We start from the raw sequence: 16,453 nt of genomic DNA on the forward strand, positions 1-16,453 counted from the left end.
AGCACCGGCACCGGGGCCGGCTGGGGAGCGGATGGGGAGGCACTGGCGCCTGGGGCCTGGATCAGGGATGTCACCGGGCCGTCGGACACCGCGGGACTCACCGGGGGATGGGGCCATCTTGGCGGGTTCTCCGTACAGTTTCAGCAGCCCGATCGCGCGATGCGCCCGTCCCGTTCCAGTCGCCCGCCCCGCCGGCGCGGTCAACGGCCCGGCTGGGTTGGCCGGGGGGATCTGCGCCAGCAGGATCTGGTGAGCCGCTCACGCCGGGCCGTGCGCTGGCTGCAGCCCGGCCTGGTGGTGAAGCGCTGGATGCTCACCTCCGGCCTGGGGCTGCTGGTGGCGGTGATCGGGGCTGCCATCTGGGCCGACCTGCAGCCGATCTACTGGACGCTGGAATCGATCACCTGGCTGCTGCGCCACATCACCACCGTGCTGCCACGGGCCTACACCGGGCCGCTGGTGCTGCTGGGGGGCGGGGCGATGATCTGGCTGGGCCAGAGCCGCAGCTTCGGCTCGATCCAGCAGGCCCTCGCCCCGGAGAAGGGCACGGTGCTGGTGGATGCCCTGGTGGCGCAGCGGCGCCTGAACCGGGGGCCGGCGATCGTGGCCATCGGCGGCGGCACCGGCCTCTCCACCCTGCTCTCGGGCCTGAAGCGCTACAGCAGCAACCTCACCGCGATCGTCACCGTCGCCGACGACGGCGGCAGCAGCGGCGTGCTGCGGCGCGAGCTGGGGGTGCAGCCCCCCGGCGACGTGCGCAACTGCCTGGCGGCCCTGGCCACCGAGGAGCCGCTGCTCACCCGCCTGTTCCAGTACCGCTTCCAGGCCGGCACGGGCCTGGAGGGCCACAGCTTCGGCAACCTGTTCCTCTCGGCCCTCACGGCCATCACCGGCAGCCTGGAATCGGCGATCACCGCCAGCAGCCGGGTGCTGGCGGTGCAGGGCCAGGTGGTGCCGGCCACCAATGCCGATGTGCGCCTCTGGGCGGAGCTGGAGGACGGCACCCGCATCGAGGGGGAATCGGCCATCGGCCATGCCCCCAGTCCGATCGTGCGGCTCGGCTGCACGCCGGAGCGGCCGCCGGCCCTGCCCCGGGCCCTGGAGGCGATCGCCCATGCCGATCTGATCGTGCTGGGGCCGGGCAGCCTCTACACCTCGCTGCTGCCCAACCTGCTGGTGCCCGAGCTGGTGGAGGCCATCGGCCGCAGCAAGGCGCCGCGGCTCTACATCTGCAACCTGATGACCCAGCCCGGCGAGACCGACGGCCTGGACGTGACCGGTCACCTGCGGGCCCTGGAGGCCCAGCTGGCCAGCCTGGGGGTGCAGGAGCGGCTGTTCACCGCCGTGCTGGCCCAGGAGGACCTGGGCACCAGCCCCCTGATCGAGCACTACCGCCAGCGGGGCGCCGAGCCGGTGGCCTGCGACAGCCGCCAGCTGCGCAGCCAGGGGTACGAGGTGATGCTGGCGCCGCTGCAGGGGGCCCGCCCCAGCGCCACCCTGCGCCACGACCCCAAGAGCGTGGCCCTGGCGGTGATGCGCTTCTACAAGCGCCACCGGCGCCAGCAGGGCCGGGGCGAGGGATGAGGCCGAAGGCCAGCAGTCAGAACGTCAGTATCAGTAGGCGTCCTGCAGCTCGTAGAAGTCGGGCTGCACGTAGTCCTTGCGCAGCGGATAGCCCTTCCAGTCCTCGGGCATCAGCAGCCGCTTGGGATGGGGGTGACCCTCGTAGCGGATCCCGTACATGTCGTAGGTCTCGCGCTCCTGCCAGTCGGCGCCGCGGAACAGGCCGTAGAGGCTGGGGATCAGCAGCTCGCCATCGCGGGGCAGGAACACCTTGAGGCGCACCTCCTCGGGCCTGGCCTCGGCGGGAATGGCACGGCTGGTGCCGGCCGGCTCCTGGGCCGCCGCCACCCGATCCGCCAGAACGGCGAGCTTCACCAGGTGGTAGAAGCTCACCAGCCGGCCGCCGGGGCCCTCGTCGTAGCCGCCCTGGCACTGGAGGTAGTCGAAGCCGCTGGCCTTGAGGGCCGCCGCGATCACCGGCAGGAAGGCGGGCTCCACGCCGATCACCTCCACGCCGAGGTGGTCGGGCTCGAGCACCTCGTGGTCAAAACCCTGGCTGCGCAGCCACTGGCTGACGGGGCCAGCCTGGGGGGTGGTGAGGGCGGGGGCGGCCAGATCAGCCGGCTGCTCGCCAGGGTTGGGGGTGGCGTCGGGCATCGGCTTGGCCTCAGGCGTCGGGGGTGGCAGGGATGGCGGCGGGCTGGGCGAGCTCAGCCTGGGCGGCGGCGGCGCCCACGGGCAGGCCCGCGGCGGCGGCCAGGGCCGCCTTCTGGGTCTCGGCCCGGAGATAGCGACCGTCCACGATCGGGGTCACGGCGTTGAGCTGGTGGGGGATCGTGAGGTAGCGGTGGGTCGGCAGCAGGTTGCCGCGCTCGGCCAGGGCCTCGTTGCCCACCTTCTTGCGCAGCTTGATCACCGCATCGAAGATCGCCTCCGGCCGGGGCGGGCAGCCAGGCAGGTAGAGGTCCACCGGGATCAGCTTGTCCACGCCGCGCACGGCGGTGGTGGAGTCGGCCGAGAACATGCCGCCGGTGATCGTGCAGGCGCCCATGGCGATCACGTACTTGGGCTCGGGCATCTGCTCATAGAGCCGCACCAGGGCCGGGGCCATCTTCATGGTCACGGTGCCGGCCACGATCAGCAGGTCGGCCTGGCGCGGGCTGGAGCGGGGCACCAGGCCGAAGCGGTCGAAGTCGAAACGGGAGCCGATCAGGGCGGCGAACTCGATGAAGCAGCAGGCGGTGCCGTAGAGCAGCGGCCAGAGGCTGGAGAGCCGCGCCCAGTTGTGCAGGTCATCCAGGCTGGTGAGGATGACGTTCTCCGAGAGGTCGCTGGTGACCGTGGGGGCACCCACCGGGTTGCAGCTGGCGGCGCGCAGATCGCGAAGCGCCCCGATCGAGAGGGCCTCGGCCAGGCCGGCGGTGGCGCCGGGTGCGGAAGGGGAGGAGGTCATGGGGGCGGGGCGACGGAATGGCGGCGGATCAGGGGTGGATCAGCGGCGGACTCAGCTCCACTCGAGGGCGCCCTTGCGCCAGGCGTAGGCCAGCGCCACCACCAGGATGGAGATGAACACCAGCGCCTCAATGAAGGCCAGCAGTCCCAGGCGGTGGAAGGCCACGGCCCAGGGATAGAGGAACACTGTCTCCACGTCGAAGATCACGAAGACCAGCGCGAACATGTAGTAGCGGATGTTGAACTGGATCCAGGCACCGCCGATGGGCTCCATGCCCGACTCGTAGGTGAGATCCCGTTCACCGCTGCGCGACGTGGGGGACAGCAGCTTGTTGGTGACCAGCGCCAGCACGGGCACGGCCGCCGCGATCAGCAGGAAGCCGAGAAAGGCGTCGTAGCCGGAGAGAACGAACACGGGCGCAGGCAGCCCAACCGGAGCGCAGTCTGGCATCCGCCGCCTGGAGTCTGGGGCGGGGCGGGAGCGTGGGTGCTGGAAGGCCCAGGCCGCCCCCCCCTGAAGCCGCTGCCTAGAGTTCAACCCTTCGAAGTGGGGACGGGTGACGGAGGAGAACGCAGAGCGCAGCGCCACGGAGGCCAGTCCGGCCGAGGCGGACACGGCCGAGCTCAGCCCAGCGCCGGCAGCGCCGGAGCAGGCCGAATCCAGCGGCGGTCCCGAGGCCCCGGCGGCCGCCACCGAGCCCAGCGCCGAGCCCGCCGCCGCCGGCAGCGATCCGGACACCCACCGCTTCGAGTGCCGCAGCTGCGGCTTCGTCTTTGACCCAAGTGAGGGCATCGCCAAGCTCGCCATCGCGCCCGGCACCCCCTTCAGCGCCCTGGATGTGGTCAGCTTCCGCTGTCCGGTGTGCCGCAGCAAGGTGGCCGCCTTCCGCGACATCGGCCCCCGCAACAAGCCCAGCGGCTTCGAAGAGAATCTGGGCTACGGCCTCGGCGTGAACCAGCTCACCCCCGGCCAGAAGAACGTGCTGATCTTCGGCGGCTTCGCCCTGGCGTTCGCCTTCTTCCTCTCCCTCTACTCCCTGCGCTGAGCCCTGGCCGGCGCCGCCCCGCACCTGGCCGCGCCCGGCCCCAGGCCCGAGCCCTCCCCGCCCGTCCCGCTTCCGCCCGCCTCCCGCACTCCGCCGTGAAACGCCTTCTCTCCAGCCTCAGCCGCAGCCTGTTCGCCCTGGTGTTCTGTGGGGTCCTGGCCCTGGGCCTGGGCGGCTGCGTCAGCACCGGCCTGCCGGTGGCGGCCAGCAGCCCCTGGCAGCCGGTGGACATCCACACCAAATCCAACCCCCTGGACCTGGCCTTCAGCGACAGCCGCCACGGCTTCCTGGTGGGCAGCAACCGCCTGATCCTCGAGACCGACGACGGCGGCGCCAGCTGGCAGGAGCGGGCCCTGGAGCTGCCGGCGGAGGAGAACTTCCGCCTGATCAGCATCGACTTCAGCGGTGACGAGGGCTGGATCGCCGGCCAGCCCGGCCTGCTGCTGCACAGCACGGACGCCGGCCAGAGCTGGAGCCGCCTGTTCCTCGACACCAAACTGCCGGGTGAGCCCTACCTGATCACGGCCCTGGGCCGCAACCGGGCCGAGCTGGCCACCAACGTGGGCGCCATCTACCGCACCGACGACGGCGGCACCAGCTGGCAGGCGGACGTGAGTGACGCCGCCGGCGCCGTGCGCGACCTGCGCCGCGGTCCCGATGGCCAGTACGTGAGCGTGAGCAGCCTGGGCAACTTCTTCGCCACCTGGAACCCCGGCGAGGCGATCTGGACCCCGCACCAGCGCGTCAGCAGCCAGCGGGTGCAGGCCATGGGCTTCCAGCCCGGCGGCGAGCTGTGGATGGTGACCCGCGGCGCCCAGCTGCGCTTCAACCCCGACGCCGCCAACCCCGAGGACTGGAGCAAGCCCGTGATCCCGATCACCAACGGCTTCGGCTACCTCGACCTGGCCTGGGATCCCAGCGGCCAGCTCTGGACGGGCGGCGGCAGCGGCACCCTGCTGGTGAGCGCCGATGGCGGCAAGAGCTGGCAGAAGGATCCGGTGGGGGCCCAGCAGCCCACCAACTTCAGCCGCATCGCCTTCAGCGCCGATGGCAAGGGCTTCGTGCTCGGGGAGCGGGGCTCGCTGCTGCGCTGGGTGGGCTGAGCACAACGGGCGGCGGGCTCGCCCAGCCCCCGCCGCTGCTGGCGCCGGCCCCGGCCGCCGCCAACTGCATCCCTGTGTAACCAAGCCGCCGCGGCGATCCCGGCGCCCCCCGCCCGGCCCTTAGGATCCACAAGCTGAACGCTTGCTGCCATGGCTGCCGGCTCTACTGGGGAACGTCCGTTCTTCGAAATCATCACGAGCATCCGTTACTGGGTGATTCATGCCGTGACCCTGCCGGCGATCTTCCTGGCGGGTTTCCTGTTCGTGTCCACGGGTCTTGCCTACGACGCCTTCGGCACCCCCCGTCCTGACGCCTACTTCCAGGCCCAGGACACCAAGGCGCCCGTCGTCAGCCAGCGCTACGACGCCAAGGCCAGTCTCGATCTGCGCCTGAAATAAGCCATGACCCAGTCTCCCGCCTCCACCACGCCCCGCAACTACCCGATCTTCACGGTCCGGTGGCTGTCGCTCCACGCGCTGGGCATTCCCACGGTGTTCTTCCTGGGTGCCCTGGCCGCCATGCAGTTCGTCCGCCGCTGAGGTCCGTACCGGACCCATCACTGCCATGCAACGCACCCCCAATCCGAACAACCTGCCGGTTGAACTGAACCGCACCAGCCTCTATCTGGGCCTGCTGTTTGTGTTCGTCATCGGTGTGCTGTTCACCAGCTACTTCTTCAACTGATCGGGAGCCTTCACGATGAGCGGCAAGAAATCCAATCTTCCTGACGGCCGGATCCCCGATCGCCTCCCCGACGGCCGCCCGGCCGTGGCCTGGCGCTCCCGCTGGACCGAGGGCGTCCTGCCCCTGTGGCTGGTGGCCACCGCCGGTGGCATGGCCGTGATCTTTGTGGTGGGCCTGTTCTTCTACGGCGCCTATGTGGGCGTGGGTTCCGCCTGAGCGGCTCCCCCCTCCCCAGCAGGGAATACCCCTGGTCACCCAGCGGGTCCTCCGGGACCCGCTTTTTTGTGTCCACGGCTCAGGACCACACCTCAGCGCCACGGCTCAGCACCACAGCTCAGCAGCCGTAGAACTCCCGATACCAGCCGGCGAAGCGCTCCACCCCCAGCTCGATCGGGGTGGAGGGGCGGAAGCCCACCCAGGCCTCCAGGGCCGCCGTGTCGGCGGCGGTGGCCGGCACATCGCCCGGCTGCATCGGCTGGAAGTCCTTGAGGGCCTCGCGGCCCAGAGCCGCCTCCAGCACGGCGATGAAGCGCAGCAGCTCGGTGGGCTGGGCGTTGCCGATGTTGAACAGCCGGTGGGGCACGGCGGCGGTGGCCGGGTTGGGATGCAGCGGATCGAAGTGGGGATCGGCCGTGGCGGGCTTGTCCAGGCAGCGGATCACGCCCTCCACGATGTCGTCGATGTAGGTGAAATCGCGCTGCATGCGGCCGTGGTTGAACACCCGGATCGGTTCGCCCGCCAGGATCGCCCGGGCGAACAGCATCGGCGCCATGTCGGGGCGGCCCCAGGGTCCGTAGACGGTGAAGAAGCGCAGGCCCGTGGCCGGCAGGCCGTAGAGGTGGCTGTAGGTGTGGGCCATCAGCTCGTTGGCCTTCTTGGTGGCCGCATAGAGGCTCACCGGGTGGTTCACGGCGTGCTGTTCGGAAAAGGGCATCTGCCGGTTGCCGCCATACACCGAGCTGCTGGAGGCGTACACCAGATGCTCCACGCCGTGGTGGCGGCAGCCCTCGAGGATGTGGCCGAAGCCCACCAGGTTGCTCTGCACGTAGGCCGCGGGATTCTCCAGCGAGTAGCGCACTCCGGCCTGGGCCGCCAGGTGCACCACGGCCCGGGGCCGCTCGGCCGCGAACAGCGCCGCCAGGGCCTCACCGTCCTCCACCGCCAGCTGCTGGAAACGCCAGGGCCCGTCGGGGGCGCCCCCCGCTCCGGGGGCCGCTGCCGGCAGCTCCGCTTCGATCCGGGCGAGCCGGGCGCGCTTGAGGGCGGGGTCGTAGTAGCTGTTGAGGTTGTCGAGGCCGATCACGCGCTCGCCGCGCGCCAGCAACTGGCGGGCCACGGCGGCGCCGATGAAGCCCGCGGCGCCGGTGACGAGGATCGGGCCAGTGCTGGCGGACATGGGCGCAGGCGGGGTGGGGGGAGTGCTCAGGGGACGAGCCGGGAGCGGAGTGGAGGAGAGCTCAGGGGTCGAGGCGAGACCGGAAGTCGGCGATGGTGGCCTCCAGGCCCTGCTCCAGGGGGATGCGGGGCTCCCAGCCGAGCTGCTGGCGGGCCAGATCGATCACGGGCTGGCGCTGCAGGGGATCATCCTGGGGGAGGGGCTGCTCCAGCAGCGGCAGGGCAGGGGCGATGCGGGCCCTCACCATCTCCGCCAGCTGGCGGATCGTGAACTCACCGGGATTGCCCAGGTTGATCGGCCCAGGATGGTCGCCGGTCATCAGCCGGATCAGCCCCTCCACCAGGTCGTCCACGTAGCAGAAGGAGCGCGTCTGGGAGCCATCGCCGTAGAGGGTGAGCGGCTCGCCGCGCAGGGCCTGCACGATGAAGTTGCTCACCACACGGCCGTCATCGGGCAGCATGCGGGGCCCATAGGTGTTGAAGATGCGGGCGATGCGGATCTGCACGCCGTGCATGCGCTGGTAGTCGAAACAGAGCGTTTCGGCCACCCGCTTGCCCTCGTCGTAGCAGGCCCGGATGCCATGGGTGTTGACGTTGCCGCGATAGCTCTCGGGCTGCGGATGTACCTCTGGATCGCCGTACACCTCGCTGGTGCTGGCCAGCAGCAGCCGCGCCCCCACGCGCCGCGCCAGGCCGAGCATGTTGTAGGTGCCGAGAAAACTGGTCTTGGCGGTCTTGATCGGATTGTGCTGGTAGTGCACCGGCGAGGCCGGGCAGGCCAGGTGCCAGATGCGGTCCACCTCCAGGCGGATCGGCTCGGTCACATCGTGGCGGATCAGCTCGAAGCTGGGGTGACCGAACCAGCGGGCGATGTTGGCCTTGCGGCCGGTGAAGTAGTTGTCGAGGCAGAGCACCTCCTCGCCGGCCTCCATCAGCCGATCCACCAGGTGGGAGCCCACAAACCCGGCGCCGCCGGTCACGAGATTGCGGGTGATGGAGGGCACGGCGGGGCTGGGGCGAAGGAGGCTGGGGTGAAGGGGACTGGCTCGGCGTTCAGGATCGCAGGCCTGGCCTCGCCGAGGCGCCCGAGGCTGCCGATCGGGGGGAGTCCGGTGCCGCGCCCACAGGCCGTGGGGATAGGGGTCCTGGCGCCGTTCAGCCCTCGCCGACGCGCCAGAGCCGCAATCCGGCGGCCCGCACCGCCGCGGCATCGGCCACGGCCCGGGCATCAAACACCCAGGCGGGCTGGCGCATGCCGGCGGCCAGGGCCTGCCAGTCGAGCTGGGCGAACTCGCCCCACTCGGTGAGGATCAGGGCCGCATCGGCCGCCGCCACGGCCTCGAAGGCCGAGGCCGCCGCGCGCCAGCTGCCCTCGCCGCTGAGGGCCTGGCGCTCGCTGGCCTCGGCGGGCAGCTCTGGCTCGCCCAGGTCCCGGGCGATCTGGGCGGCGGGAACCTTCGGGTCGTAGATGGCCAGCTGCGCCCCCTCCTCCAGCAGGTCGCGGCAGATGCGGATCGCCGGGGCCTCGCGGGTGTCGTTGGTGTCGGCCTTGAAGGCAAAGCCCAGCACCGCCAGGCGCTTGCCGGTGACCGTGCCGAACAGCCGGCGCACCACCAGCCGGGCGATGCGGTGCTGCTGCCAGGTGTTGAGGTCCACCACGCCCTGCCAGTAGGCCGCCACCTCGTGCAGGCCGTAGTGGCCGCAGAGATACACCAGGTTGAGGATGTCCTTCTGGAAGCAGCTGCCCCCGAAGCCCGGACCGGCCTTGAGGAACTTGGGGCCGATGCGCGAGTCGGTGCCGATCGCCCGGGCCACCTCCTGCACGTCGGCGCCGGTGGCCTCACAGAAGGCGGCGATGCTGTTGATCGAGGAGATCCTCTGGGCCAGGAAGGCGTTGGCGGTGAGCTTGGAGAGCTCGCTGCTCCAGAGGTTGGTGCGCAGGATCTGCTCCGGCGCCACCCAGTGGGCGTAGATGCCCGCCAGGGCCTCGATGGCGGCGGGGTCCTCGCCACCGATCAGCACCCGGTCAGGCTTCTCCAGATCGGCGATGGCCGTGCCCTCGGCCAGGAACTCGGGATTGGAGAGCACGGAGAAGGTCTTGCCCGGAGCGGAGCCATCCCCCGGAACTCCCTCCCCCTGGACGGCCGCCAGGATCACCTGCACGGTCTCGGCGGTGCGCACCGGCAGGGTGCTCTTCTCCACCACGATCGTGTGCCCCTGGGCAGCGGCGGCCACCTGGCGGGCGGAGGCCTCGATCCAGCGCAGGTCACTGGCCTGGCCGGCCCCCACACCCTTGGTCTTGGTGGGGGTGTTCACCGAGAGGAACACCAGATCGGCCGCGGCGATCGCCGGCTCCAGCGCGGTGCTGAAGTGCAGATTGCGGCCCCGGCAGCGACCCACCACCGCATCGAGCCCCGGCTCGTACACCGGCAGCCTGGAGAGGTCCGGGTCGTTCCAGGCGGCGATCCGCTCGGCGTTGAGGTCCACCACCGTCACCTGGATGCCCGGGCAGCGATCGGCGATCACCGCCATCGTCGGACCGCCCACGTAGCCCGCACCGATGCAGCAGATGGTGCGAACCGGAGAGGGATGAGACAAGGGCCGAAGCTGCTGGGCTGGGCCGGACCCTAGGCGAACCGCTCCCGCAGCTCCAGCAGGCTGAGCCGCTCCTCCGCCTGCCCCCCGGCCCCCGGCCCATCGGCCGCCTGGACGGCCTCGGCCTGGACCGCGGGGCTCGGGCCCGCCGGCGCCCGCAGTCGCTTGAGGATCACCTGGTCCTGCTCCGCCTCCCCGTCGCCGATCACCAGGGCCCAGGGGGCGCCGGAGCGGTCGGCGCGCTTGAGCTGCTTACCGAAGGCGGCGGCGCTGAGATCCAGCTCCACCGCCCGCCCAGCCAGCCGCAGCTCCCGGGCCAGCCGCAGCGCCAGGGGCTCGGCCGCCGCCCCCCGGCTCACCACATAGAGATCGGGGGCGGGCGCCGAGCGCTGGGGGTCGAGCTGCTCCAGCAGCAGCACCAGCCGCTCCATCCCCAGGGCCCAACCGATGGCGGGGGTGGCGGGGCCGCCCAGCTGCTCCACCAGGCCGTCGTAACGGCCGCCGCCACAGACGGTGGCCTGGGCGCCGAGCTGGCTGGAGGTGATCTCGAAGGCGGTGTGGCTGTAGTAGTCGAGGCCCCGCACCAGGCGCGGGTTGAGCTGGAAGGGGATCCCCAGGGCCTCCAGGCCGGCCTGCACGGCCGCGAAGCGCTCACGGCTCTCGGGGGCCAGGGCCGCGGACAGGGTGGGGGCCTCCGCCAGGAGTGCCTGGGTGTCGGGATTCTTGGTGTCGAGGATGCGCAGGGGATTGGTGGCCAGCCGCGCCTGGGAGTCGGGATCGAGCTGGCCGCGGCGAGCCTCGAGCCAGGCCACCAGCTCACGGCGGTAGCGGGCCCTGTCGTCGCTGCTGCCCAGGGAGTTGAGCTCCAGGGCCAGGCCGCCCACCCCCAGATCGGCCAGCAGGTCCCAGGCCACGGCGATGGCCTCGACATCACTGCGGGGATCGGCGAAGCCCAGGAACTCCAGACCGATCTGGTGGAACTGGCGCTGGCGGCCCGCCTGGGGCCGCTCGTAGCGGAACATCGGCCCGCCGTACCAGAGCCGCTGCGGGCCCTGGCTCAAGAGGCCGTGCTGGATCGCCGCCCGCACCACCGAGGCCGTGCCCTCGGGGCGCAGGGTGCAGCGGCGCTCCCCTTTATCGAGGAAGGAGTACATCTCCTTGCCCACCACGTCGGTGGCCTCGCCGATGCCGCGGGCGAACAGCTCGGTGACCTCCAGCAGCGGCGTACGGATCTCGGCGACGCCGGCGCGGCGGAAGTGCTCCCAGGCCGTGGCCTCCAGCCGCTGCCAGAGGGGCGTGTGGGCGGGCAGCAGGTCCACCATGCCCCGCAGGCTCTGCAGTTTCTCCACGGGGCGCTCGCCGACCTCTGCTGGGGCCATCTTCCGCGATGGCGGGGCGGGGCCCCGCCAGGATCGGCCCGGTTGAATGGCGGAAACGCCAGCAGCCGCGTGGGTCCCCAGCGCCAGGCCAGCCCACCGCTCCGCCACCACCTGGTGCTGGCCGGCGGCGGCCACAGCCATGCCCTGGTGCTGCGGCAGTGGGCGATGCGCCCGGCCCTGCGGCCCGCGCGCACCCTGATCACCCTGGTGAGCCGCCACAGCACGGCCCTCTATTCGGGCATGGTGCCGGGCCTGGTGGCGGGCCTCTACCGGCGGGACGCCTGCGCCATCGACCTGCGCCGCCTCTGCGCCGAGGCGGGGGTGACCTTCGTGCGGGCCGAGATCACGGGGCTGCGGCCCCAGGAGCGGGAGCTGCTGCTGGCGGGTCGGCCGCCCCTGCGCTTCGACCGGCTCAGCCTGGATGTGGGGGCGGTGACAGCTGTGGGGGCGGGGGCCTCGGAAGCGGACGGGGCCGGTGGAGCCGGGGAGAGCCCGGAGGCCTGGGAGCTGCCGATGCCGGTGAAACCCCTGGAACCCTTTCTGGCCTGGTGCCAGAGCCGCTCCAGCGACGTCCCCCTGCGCATCCGCGGCGGCGGCGCCGCTGCGGTGGAACTGGCCCTGGCCTTCCGGGCCCGGGGCCTGCCTGCCCGGCTGCTGTTGCGGGGAGAGGCCCTGCACCTGGGGTCGCGCGCCGCCAACCGGGCCGGGGAGCGCCTGCTGGCCGAAGCGGGCATCCCGGTGGAGCGGAACGTCGGCCCCGACGCACCGGCCGATCTGGCCTGCACCGGCAGTGAGGCACCGGCCTGGCTGGCGGCCAGCGGCCTGCCGGTGGATCCCACCAGCGGCCGCGTGCTCACCGAAGCCAGCCTGGCGGTGCTCGGCCATCCCGCCCTGTTGGCGGCGGGCGACTGCGGCCAGATCGCCACGGCGCCACGGCCTCCCTCGGGGGTCTGGGCCGTGCGGGCGGCGCCGCTGCTGGCCCGCAACCTGCGGCGCAGCCTGGAGCAGCCAGAGCGGCCGCTGGAGCCCTGGCGCCCCCAGGCCCGGGCCCTGCAGCTGCTGGGGGACGGGGGCTGGCGGGAGCGGGGCTCCGGGAACCAGGCCCGCTGGGGTCCGGCGGCCAGGGCCCGGCCCCCCCGCGCCCTGGCCCTGTGGGGGCCCCTCGCCCTGGGCCCGAGCCGCTGGCTGTGGCGCTGGAAGGACCGGATCGATCGGCAGTTCATGGCCCGGTTGCAGTCCCCGGCGCCGATGGGGGCCTCCGGCGCCGACGCAGCGGGCGCCATGGCCTGCCGTGGCTGTGCCGCCAAGCTGGCGGCCAGCCCCCTGGCCGGAGCCCTCGCCCGGCTGGCCGGCGAGGAGCCCGGCGACGACGCGGTGATCCCGGCCGCCGAAGACGCCGCCCTGGTGGCCACCACCGCCGCTGGCGAGCAGCTGTTGCAGAGCGTCGATGGGTTCCCGGCCCTGGTGGAGGACCCCTGGCTGAACGGCCGCCTGACGACCCTGCACGCCTGCAGTGACCTCTGGGCCAGCGGCGCCAGGGTGGCCAGCGCCCAGGCCCTGGTGACGGTGCCGGAGGCTGCGCCCGGGGTGCAGGAGGAGCTGCTGCTGCAGACCCTGGCCGGGGTGCGCTCGGTGCTGGATCCCCTGGGGGCCCGGCTGATCGGCGGCCACAGCCTGGAGGGCCGCGATGGGGCGGGCCTGGGCCTGGGCTTGACGGTGAACGGCCTCGTGACCGCCGATCAGGCCTGGCCCAAGGGGCCGCTGCAGCCCGGCGACGTGCTGCTGCTGACGCGGCCGATCGGCAGCGGGGTGCTGTTCGCCGCCGCCATGGCGGGGGCCGCCCGGCCCGGGTGGATCGACGCGGCTCTGGAGGTGATGCAGCAGAGCCAGGCACCGCTGGTGGCGCTGCTGGCCGCCCACGGCTGCCAGGCCTGCACCGACATCACGGGCTTCGGGCTGCTGGGTCACCTCGGGGAGATGCTGGGCAGCCCACACCCGGTGACGATGGCGGCCGGACCGGGAGCCACGGCTGATGCCGGACCGGTGCCCGCTGCGCCCGCCCAGGTCGAGCTGGACGCGACCGCCATCCCGGCCCTGGCCGGGGCCCTGGAGCTGCTGGCCCAGGGGCTGGCCAGCACCCTGGCACCCGCCAACGCCGCGGCCCTGGCGCTGCTGGCACCCGAGGGGCCGATCCACCTGGCGGGCCCAGCCGATGCCGCCCGGCGGGCGCTGCTGGTGGATCCCCAGACCTGCGGCCCACTGCTGGCGGCCCTGCCGGAGCAGCGGGTGCCAGCCACCCTGGCGGCACTGCGGGAGGCGGGGTTTGCGGAGGCCGCCGTGATCGGGCGGGTGGTAACGGGCTGAGCTGCACCCCGGCAGCACTGGGGCCCGATGGGCTGGCCGCAGACGGCAGACCGACGCCTACAGGCGCTCCCGATCCAACCGCTCCGCCCGCAGCTGCCGCAGCCGTTCCCCCAGGGCAGGGCCGGGCTGCAGCCCGGCGGCCACCAGATCGGCGGCCGTCTGCGGGGCCCGCAGATGCCGCCAGTGCAGCCACCAGCGCAGCAGGGGCCGGCGGGGGCCATCGCCACAGGCCAGGGCCAGGGCCACCGCCTCGGCCCCCAGTCCATGGCCCTCCAGCAGCGCGGTCCAGCGGGAGGGCTCCCAGCCCCGGCCATCCGCCCCGACCTGGGGGACCAGGTCCAGCAGCCGTTGCCGCAGCCGCAGCCACTGGGCCAGCAGCTTGTGCTGGCGATGGGGCAGCTGCAGCCGCTCGGCCAGGGCCAGCGGCTCGGCGGCCCCGGCCACCAGGCCCACCATGGCGGGCAGGCCCAGCCGCTCAGCCCGGCGGATCCGCTGCCGCCAGCGGCAATCGGCCTGCAGGGCCGGATCCAGGAGCACCAGGGCGCCCCAGTGCTGCAGCAGGGCCAGGGCCCGCGGCCAGGGCTCCCGCTCCAGCAGCAGCTCCAGCTCCATGCGCAGCCGGGTGGCCAGGGCCGGCGGCGCCTGGGCCGGCGGATCACCGTGGCGCCAGCGCCAGGGCCAGGCCGCCAGGGTGGCGGACACCTGCTCCTGGCTGCTGGCCTCGAGGGTGAACCCCAGCCGGGCCCCGTAGCGGGCGCCCCGCAGCAGACGCGTGGGATCGTCAGCGACGCTGTTGGCGTGCAGCAGCCGCAGCCGTCGCTGCTCCAGATCGGCCAGGCCGCCGTGGGGATCCAGCAGCCGGGGGCCACCGGCCTCCAGCAGCACGGCCATGGCATTGATCGAGAAGTCCCGACGGGCCAGGTCGTCCTCCAGGGCGCCGGCGCGCACCAGCGGATTCTCCCCGGGTTCGGGATAGCTCTCGCGGCGGGCGGTGGCCAGATCGAGCAGCACGCCGTGCAGCTCCAGCTCCACCGTGCCGTAGGCGCCGTGAAGACGGGAGAAGCCCAAGGCGCCCGGATCACGAACCTCGAGGCTGGCCGCCAGCCGGTGGGCCGCCGGAGCCTGGGACGCCTCCACGGCATCGATGGCCCCCTTCAACGGAGCCGGAACCCATCGCGCCGGATCCTCCACCACCAGATCCAGATCCGGCAGGCCCCGCCAGGGATCGCGGTGCACCCGGTGCAGCAGCAGATCCCGTACCGCTCCGCCCACCAGGGCCAGACGTAGGCCACCGGCCGCCTCCACCAGCGCGACGCGGATCGGCTCGGGAATCGGCAGCGTCAGGTCGTGTGGCAGCTCAGGGCAGCCCATGGGCGCGGGTCCCGCAGCAGGCCCAGGATGTCGCATGGCTGGCCGCCAGGCTGTCCGCCAGTGGAACCGATTCGGCCCGACGACGCGTAGAACACCTTCCATCCCCCCGACCGTCGCCGCCCCGTCGATGCCGCTGCAGCTGCTGATCACCGGCGGGGCCGGCTTCATCGGCAGCCACACCTGCCTCAGCCTGCTGGAGGCGGGCCACAGCCTGGTGGTGCTGGACAACTTCGCCAACAGCTCGCCGGAGGCGCTGCGGCGGGTGCAGGAGCTGGCGGGCCCCCAGGCCGCAGCGCGGCTGCAGCTGATCCGAGGCGACATCCGCTCCCGGGAGGATGTGGGCCAGGCCTTCCGCGCGGCGCCGATCGACGCGGTGCTGCACTTCGCCGGGCTGAAGGCCGTGGGCGAATCGATGCGCCAGCCCCGGCGCTACTGGGACGTGAACGTGGGCGGCACCCTGCAGCTGCTGGAGGCGATGGCCAGCCACCACTGCCGCACCCTGGTCTTCAGCAGCAGCGCCACCCTCTACGGCTTCCCGGATCAGGTGCCGATTCCGGAAACGGCGCCGCTGCGGCCGATCAATCCCTACGGCCACACCAAGGCCGCGGTGGAGCGCCTGCTGGCCGACGTGGCCTCCAGCGAGCCCGGCTGGCGCCTCGCGGCACTGCGCTACTTCAACCCCGTGGGCGCCCACCCCAGCGGCCGCCTGGGCGAAGCGCCCAGCGGCACCCCCAGCAACCTGTTTCCCTACCTCAGCCAGGTGGCCGTGGGCCTGCGGCCCGCCCTGCAGGTGTTCGGCGCCGACTGGCCCACCCCCGATGGCACCGGCGTGCGCGACTACATCCACGTGATGGACCTGGCGGAGGGTCACCGGGCCGCCCTCGAGCTGCTGGTGGGGGAGTCGCCGCAGCTGCTGACCCTCAACCTGGGCAGCGGGCGGGGCCACTCCGTGCTGGAGCTGGTGGCGGCCTTCGAGGCGGCCAGCGGCCGGGCGATCCCCTATGAGCTGGTTGCGCGCCGACCCGGCGACTCGGCCACCAGCGTGGCCGACCCTTCCCTGGCCGCCGTACGGCTCGGCTGGCGCACCCGCCGCGGTCTGGCGGAGATCTGCCGGGACGGCTGGGCCTGGCAGAGCGCCAACCCGGATGGCTACGGAGACGCCCCCTGAGCGGGCCCTTCTGGAGGTACCACCGGCCTGGCTGAGCAGCGCATCCATGCGAGATTCAGCGCCAACCACGGGGGCGAGTTGGGCCACACGCGCAGGGGCATCATCCTGGCCGGAGGCAGCGGCAGCCGGTTGCATCCGATCACCCAGGCGGTGAGCAAGCAGCTGTTGCCGGTGTACGACAAACCGATGATCTACTACCCGCTCAGCACCCTGATGCTGGCGGGAATCCGGGAGGTGCTGATCATCAGCACGCCCCAGGATCAGCCGGCGTTTCAGCGGCTTCTTGGCGATGGCAGCGCCTGGGGCATGGCGATCGCCTACGCGATCCAGCC

At 72.5% G+C, this 16,453-nt stretch carries 18 protein-coding genes; 10 read left to right on the forward strand and 8 right to left on the reverse strand.

Annotation, left to right across the window (positions count from 1 at the left end):
• Positions 1-159: 159 nt before the first annotated feature.
• On the forward strand, positions 160-1,584 hold the full coding sequence (locus ACLV7J_RS08030) for a gluconeogenesis factor YvcK family protein (protein ID WP_411868571.1): 1,425 nt from the start codon (positions 160-162) through the stop codon (positions 1,582-1,584).
• Between the two features lie 30 nt (positions 1,585-1,614).
• Here the strand turns inward: ACLV7J_RS08030 and ACLV7J_RS08035 are convergent, their stop codons facing one another.
• From ACLV7J_RS08035 to ACLV7J_RS08045, 3 genes are read right to left on the reverse strand one after another with little or no spacing between them, the layout of a single operon-like run.
• Positions 1,615-2,220: an NAD(P)H-quinone oxidoreductase subunit J gene (locus ACLV7J_RS08035; RefSeq protein WP_411868572.1), complete on the reverse strand. Its 606-nt coding sequence runs from the start codon at positions 2,218-2,220 to the stop codon at positions 1,615-1,617.
• Between the two features lie 10 nt (positions 2,221-2,230).
• Entirely contained in the window at positions 2,231-3,016 is a 786-nt protein-coding gene (gene nuoB, locus ACLV7J_RS08040; protein ID WP_411868573.1) for an NADH-quinone oxidoreductase subunit NuoB, read from the reverse strand.
• A gap of 51 nt (positions 3,017-3,067) precedes the next feature.
• Positions 3,068-3,430 carry an NAD(P)H-quinone oxidoreductase subunit 3 gene (locus ACLV7J_RS08045; protein ID WP_411868574.1) on the reverse strand — a complete coding sequence of 121 codons (363 nt, stop codon included), beginning with the start codon at positions 3,428-3,430 and terminating at the stop codon, positions 3,068-3,070.
• 142 nt (positions 3,431-3,572) lie between these two features.
• On the opposite strand from ACLV7J_RS08045, the gene ACLV7J_RS08050 reads away from it, so the two are divergent.
• The 6 genes from ACLV7J_RS08050 (at position 3,573) to ACLV7J_RS08075 (ending at position 6,065) form a co-directional block, all read left to right on the forward strand.
• Positions 3,573-4,061, forward strand: a complete 489-nt coding sequence (locus ACLV7J_RS08050) for a rubredoxin (protein WP_411868575.1) — start codon at positions 3,573-3,575, stop codon at positions 4,059-4,061.
• 95 nt (positions 4,062-4,156) lie between these two features.
• Positions 4,157-5,164 (forward strand): photosynthesis system II assembly factor Ycf48, encoded by a 1,008-nt coding sequence (locus ACLV7J_RS08055; protein WP_411868576.1) that lies wholly within the window; start codon positions 4,157-4,159, stop codon positions 5,162-5,164.
• A gap of 150 nt (positions 5,165-5,314) precedes the next feature.
• Complete coding sequence (gene psbE / locus ACLV7J_RS08060) at positions 5,315-5,563, forward strand: cytochrome b559 subunit alpha (RefSeq protein ID WP_411868577.1); 249 nt, start codon at positions 5,315-5,317, stop codon at positions 5,561-5,563.
• A gap of 3 nt (positions 5,564-5,566) precedes the next feature.
• The gene (gene psbF / locus ACLV7J_RS08065) at positions 5,567-5,704 is read left to right on the forward strand and encodes a cytochrome b559 subunit beta (protein ID WP_411868578.1); all 138 of its coding nucleotides are present in this window, start codon (positions 5,567-5,569) and stop codon (positions 5,702-5,704) included.
• 25 nt (positions 5,705-5,729) lie between these two features.
• A complete protein-coding gene (locus ACLV7J_RS08070; RefSeq protein WP_094591753.1) occupies positions 5,730-5,849 on the forward strand; it encodes a photosystem II reaction center protein L in 120 nt (39 codons plus the stop codon).
• Between the two features lie 15 nt (positions 5,850-5,864).
• Positions 5,865-6,065: a photosystem II reaction center protein J gene (locus ACLV7J_RS08075; RefSeq protein ID WP_048017331.1), complete on the forward strand. Its 201-nt coding sequence runs from the start codon at positions 5,865-5,867 to the stop codon at positions 6,063-6,065.
• Between the two features lie 118 nt (positions 6,066-6,183).
• On the opposite strand, the gene ACLV7J_RS08080 is transcribed toward ACLV7J_RS08075, so the two are convergent.
• The 4 genes from ACLV7J_RS08080 to hisS all read right to left on the reverse strand — a co-directional run bounded on the left by ACLV7J_RS08080 (position 6,184) and on the right by hisS (position 11,188).
• Positions 6,184-7,245: an NAD-dependent epimerase gene (locus ACLV7J_RS08080; protein WP_411868579.1), complete on the reverse strand. Its 1,062-nt coding sequence runs from the start codon at positions 7,243-7,245 to the stop codon at positions 6,184-6,186.
• A gap of 61 nt (positions 7,246-7,306) precedes the next feature.
• Positions 7,307-8,248 (reverse strand): UDP-glucuronic acid decarboxylase family protein, encoded by a 942-nt coding sequence (locus tag ACLV7J_RS08085; RefSeq protein ID WP_411868580.1) that lies wholly within the window; start codon positions 8,246-8,248, stop codon positions 7,307-7,309.
• Positions 8,249-8,399: 151 nt separating this feature from the next.
• On the reverse strand, positions 8,400-9,842 hold the full coding sequence (locus ACLV7J_RS08090; RefSeq protein WP_411868581.1) for a nucleotide sugar dehydrogenase: 1,443 nt from the start codon (positions 9,840-9,842) through the stop codon (positions 8,400-8,402).
• 29 nt (positions 9,843-9,871) lie between these two features.
• Entirely contained in the window at positions 9,872-11,188 is a 1,317-nt protein-coding gene (hisS, locus tag ACLV7J_RS08095; RefSeq protein ID WP_411868597.1) for a histidine--tRNA ligase, read from the reverse strand.
• Between the two features lie 99 nt (positions 11,189-11,287).
• Between hisS and selD the strand changes: the two genes are divergently transcribed.
• Positions 11,288-13,582: a selenide, water dikinase SelD gene (gene selD, locus ACLV7J_RS08100; protein ID WP_411868582.1), complete on the forward strand. Its 2,295-nt coding sequence runs from the start codon at positions 11,288-11,290 to the stop codon at positions 13,580-13,582.
• Positions 13,583-13,639: 57 nt separating this feature from the next.
• Here selD and ACLV7J_RS08105 read toward each other — a convergent pair whose 3' ends face one another.
• Entirely contained in the window at positions 13,640-14,953 is a 1,314-nt protein-coding gene (locus tag ACLV7J_RS08105) for a CCA tRNA nucleotidyltransferase (protein WP_411868583.1), read from the reverse strand.
• Positions 14,954-15,080: 127 nt separating this feature from the next.
• Here ACLV7J_RS08105 and galE point away from each other — a divergent pair, with 127 nt between their 5' ends.
• Positions 15,081-16,121, forward strand: coding sequence for a UDP-glucose 4-epimerase GalE (gene galE / locus ACLV7J_RS08110; RefSeq protein ID WP_411868584.1), 1,041 nt, complete (start codon positions 15,081-15,083; stop codon positions 16,119-16,121).
• Positions 16,122-16,199: 78 nt separating this feature from the next.
• Positions 16,200-16,453: sugar phosphate nucleotidyltransferase (locus ACLV7J_RS08115; RefSeq protein ID WP_411868585.1), on the forward strand; the 254-nt coding region annotated here is incomplete at its 3' end.

This window comes from Vulcanococcus limneticus LL (assembly GCF_943369875.1).
Taxonomy (GTDB): Bacteria; Cyanobacteriota; Cyanobacteriia; order PCC-6307; family Cyanobiaceae; genus Vulcanococcus; species Vulcanococcus limneticus_A.

Bases quoted from the DNA above. Each gene is read 5' to 3' on its own strand.
- psbE (WP_411868577.1), top strand. From the start codon at position 5,315: ATGGCTGCCGGCTCTACTGGGGAACGTCCGTTCTTCGAAATCATCACG.
- ACLV7J_RS08070 (WP_094591753.1), top strand. From the start codon at position 5,730: ATGCAACGCACCCCCAATCCGAACAACCTGCCGGTTGAACTGAACCGC.
- ACLV7J_RS08035 (WP_411868572.1), bottom strand. From the start codon at position 2,220: ATGCCCGACGCCACCCCCAACCCTGGCGAGCAGCCGGCTGATCTGGCC.
- ACLV7J_RS08030 (WP_411868571.1), top strand. From the start codon at position 160: ATGCGCCCGTCCCGTTCCAGTCGCCCGCCCCGCCGGCGCGGTCAACGG.
- ACLV7J_RS08075 (WP_048017331.1), top strand. From the start codon at position 5,865: ATGAGCGGCAAGAAATCCAATCTTCCTGACGGCCGGATCCCCGATCGC.
- ACLV7J_RS08105 (WP_411868583.1), bottom strand. From the start codon at position 14,953: ATGGGCTGCCCTGAGCTGCCACACGACCTGACGCTGCCGATTCCCGAG.
- psbF (WP_411868578.1), top strand. From the start codon at position 5,567: ATGACCCAGTCTCCCGCCTCCACCACGCCCCGCAACTACCCGATCTTC.
- nuoB (WP_411868573.1), bottom strand. From the start codon at position 3,016: ATGACCTCCTCCCCTTCCGCACCCGGCGCCACCGCCGGCCTGGCCGAG.
- ACLV7J_RS08080 (WP_411868579.1), bottom strand. From the start codon at position 7,245: ATGTCCGCCAGCACTGGCCCGATCCTCGTCACCGGCGCCGCGGGCTTC.
- galE (WP_411868584.1), top strand. From the start codon at position 15,081: ATGCCGCTGCAGCTGCTGATCACCGGCGGGGCCGGCTTCATCGGCAGC.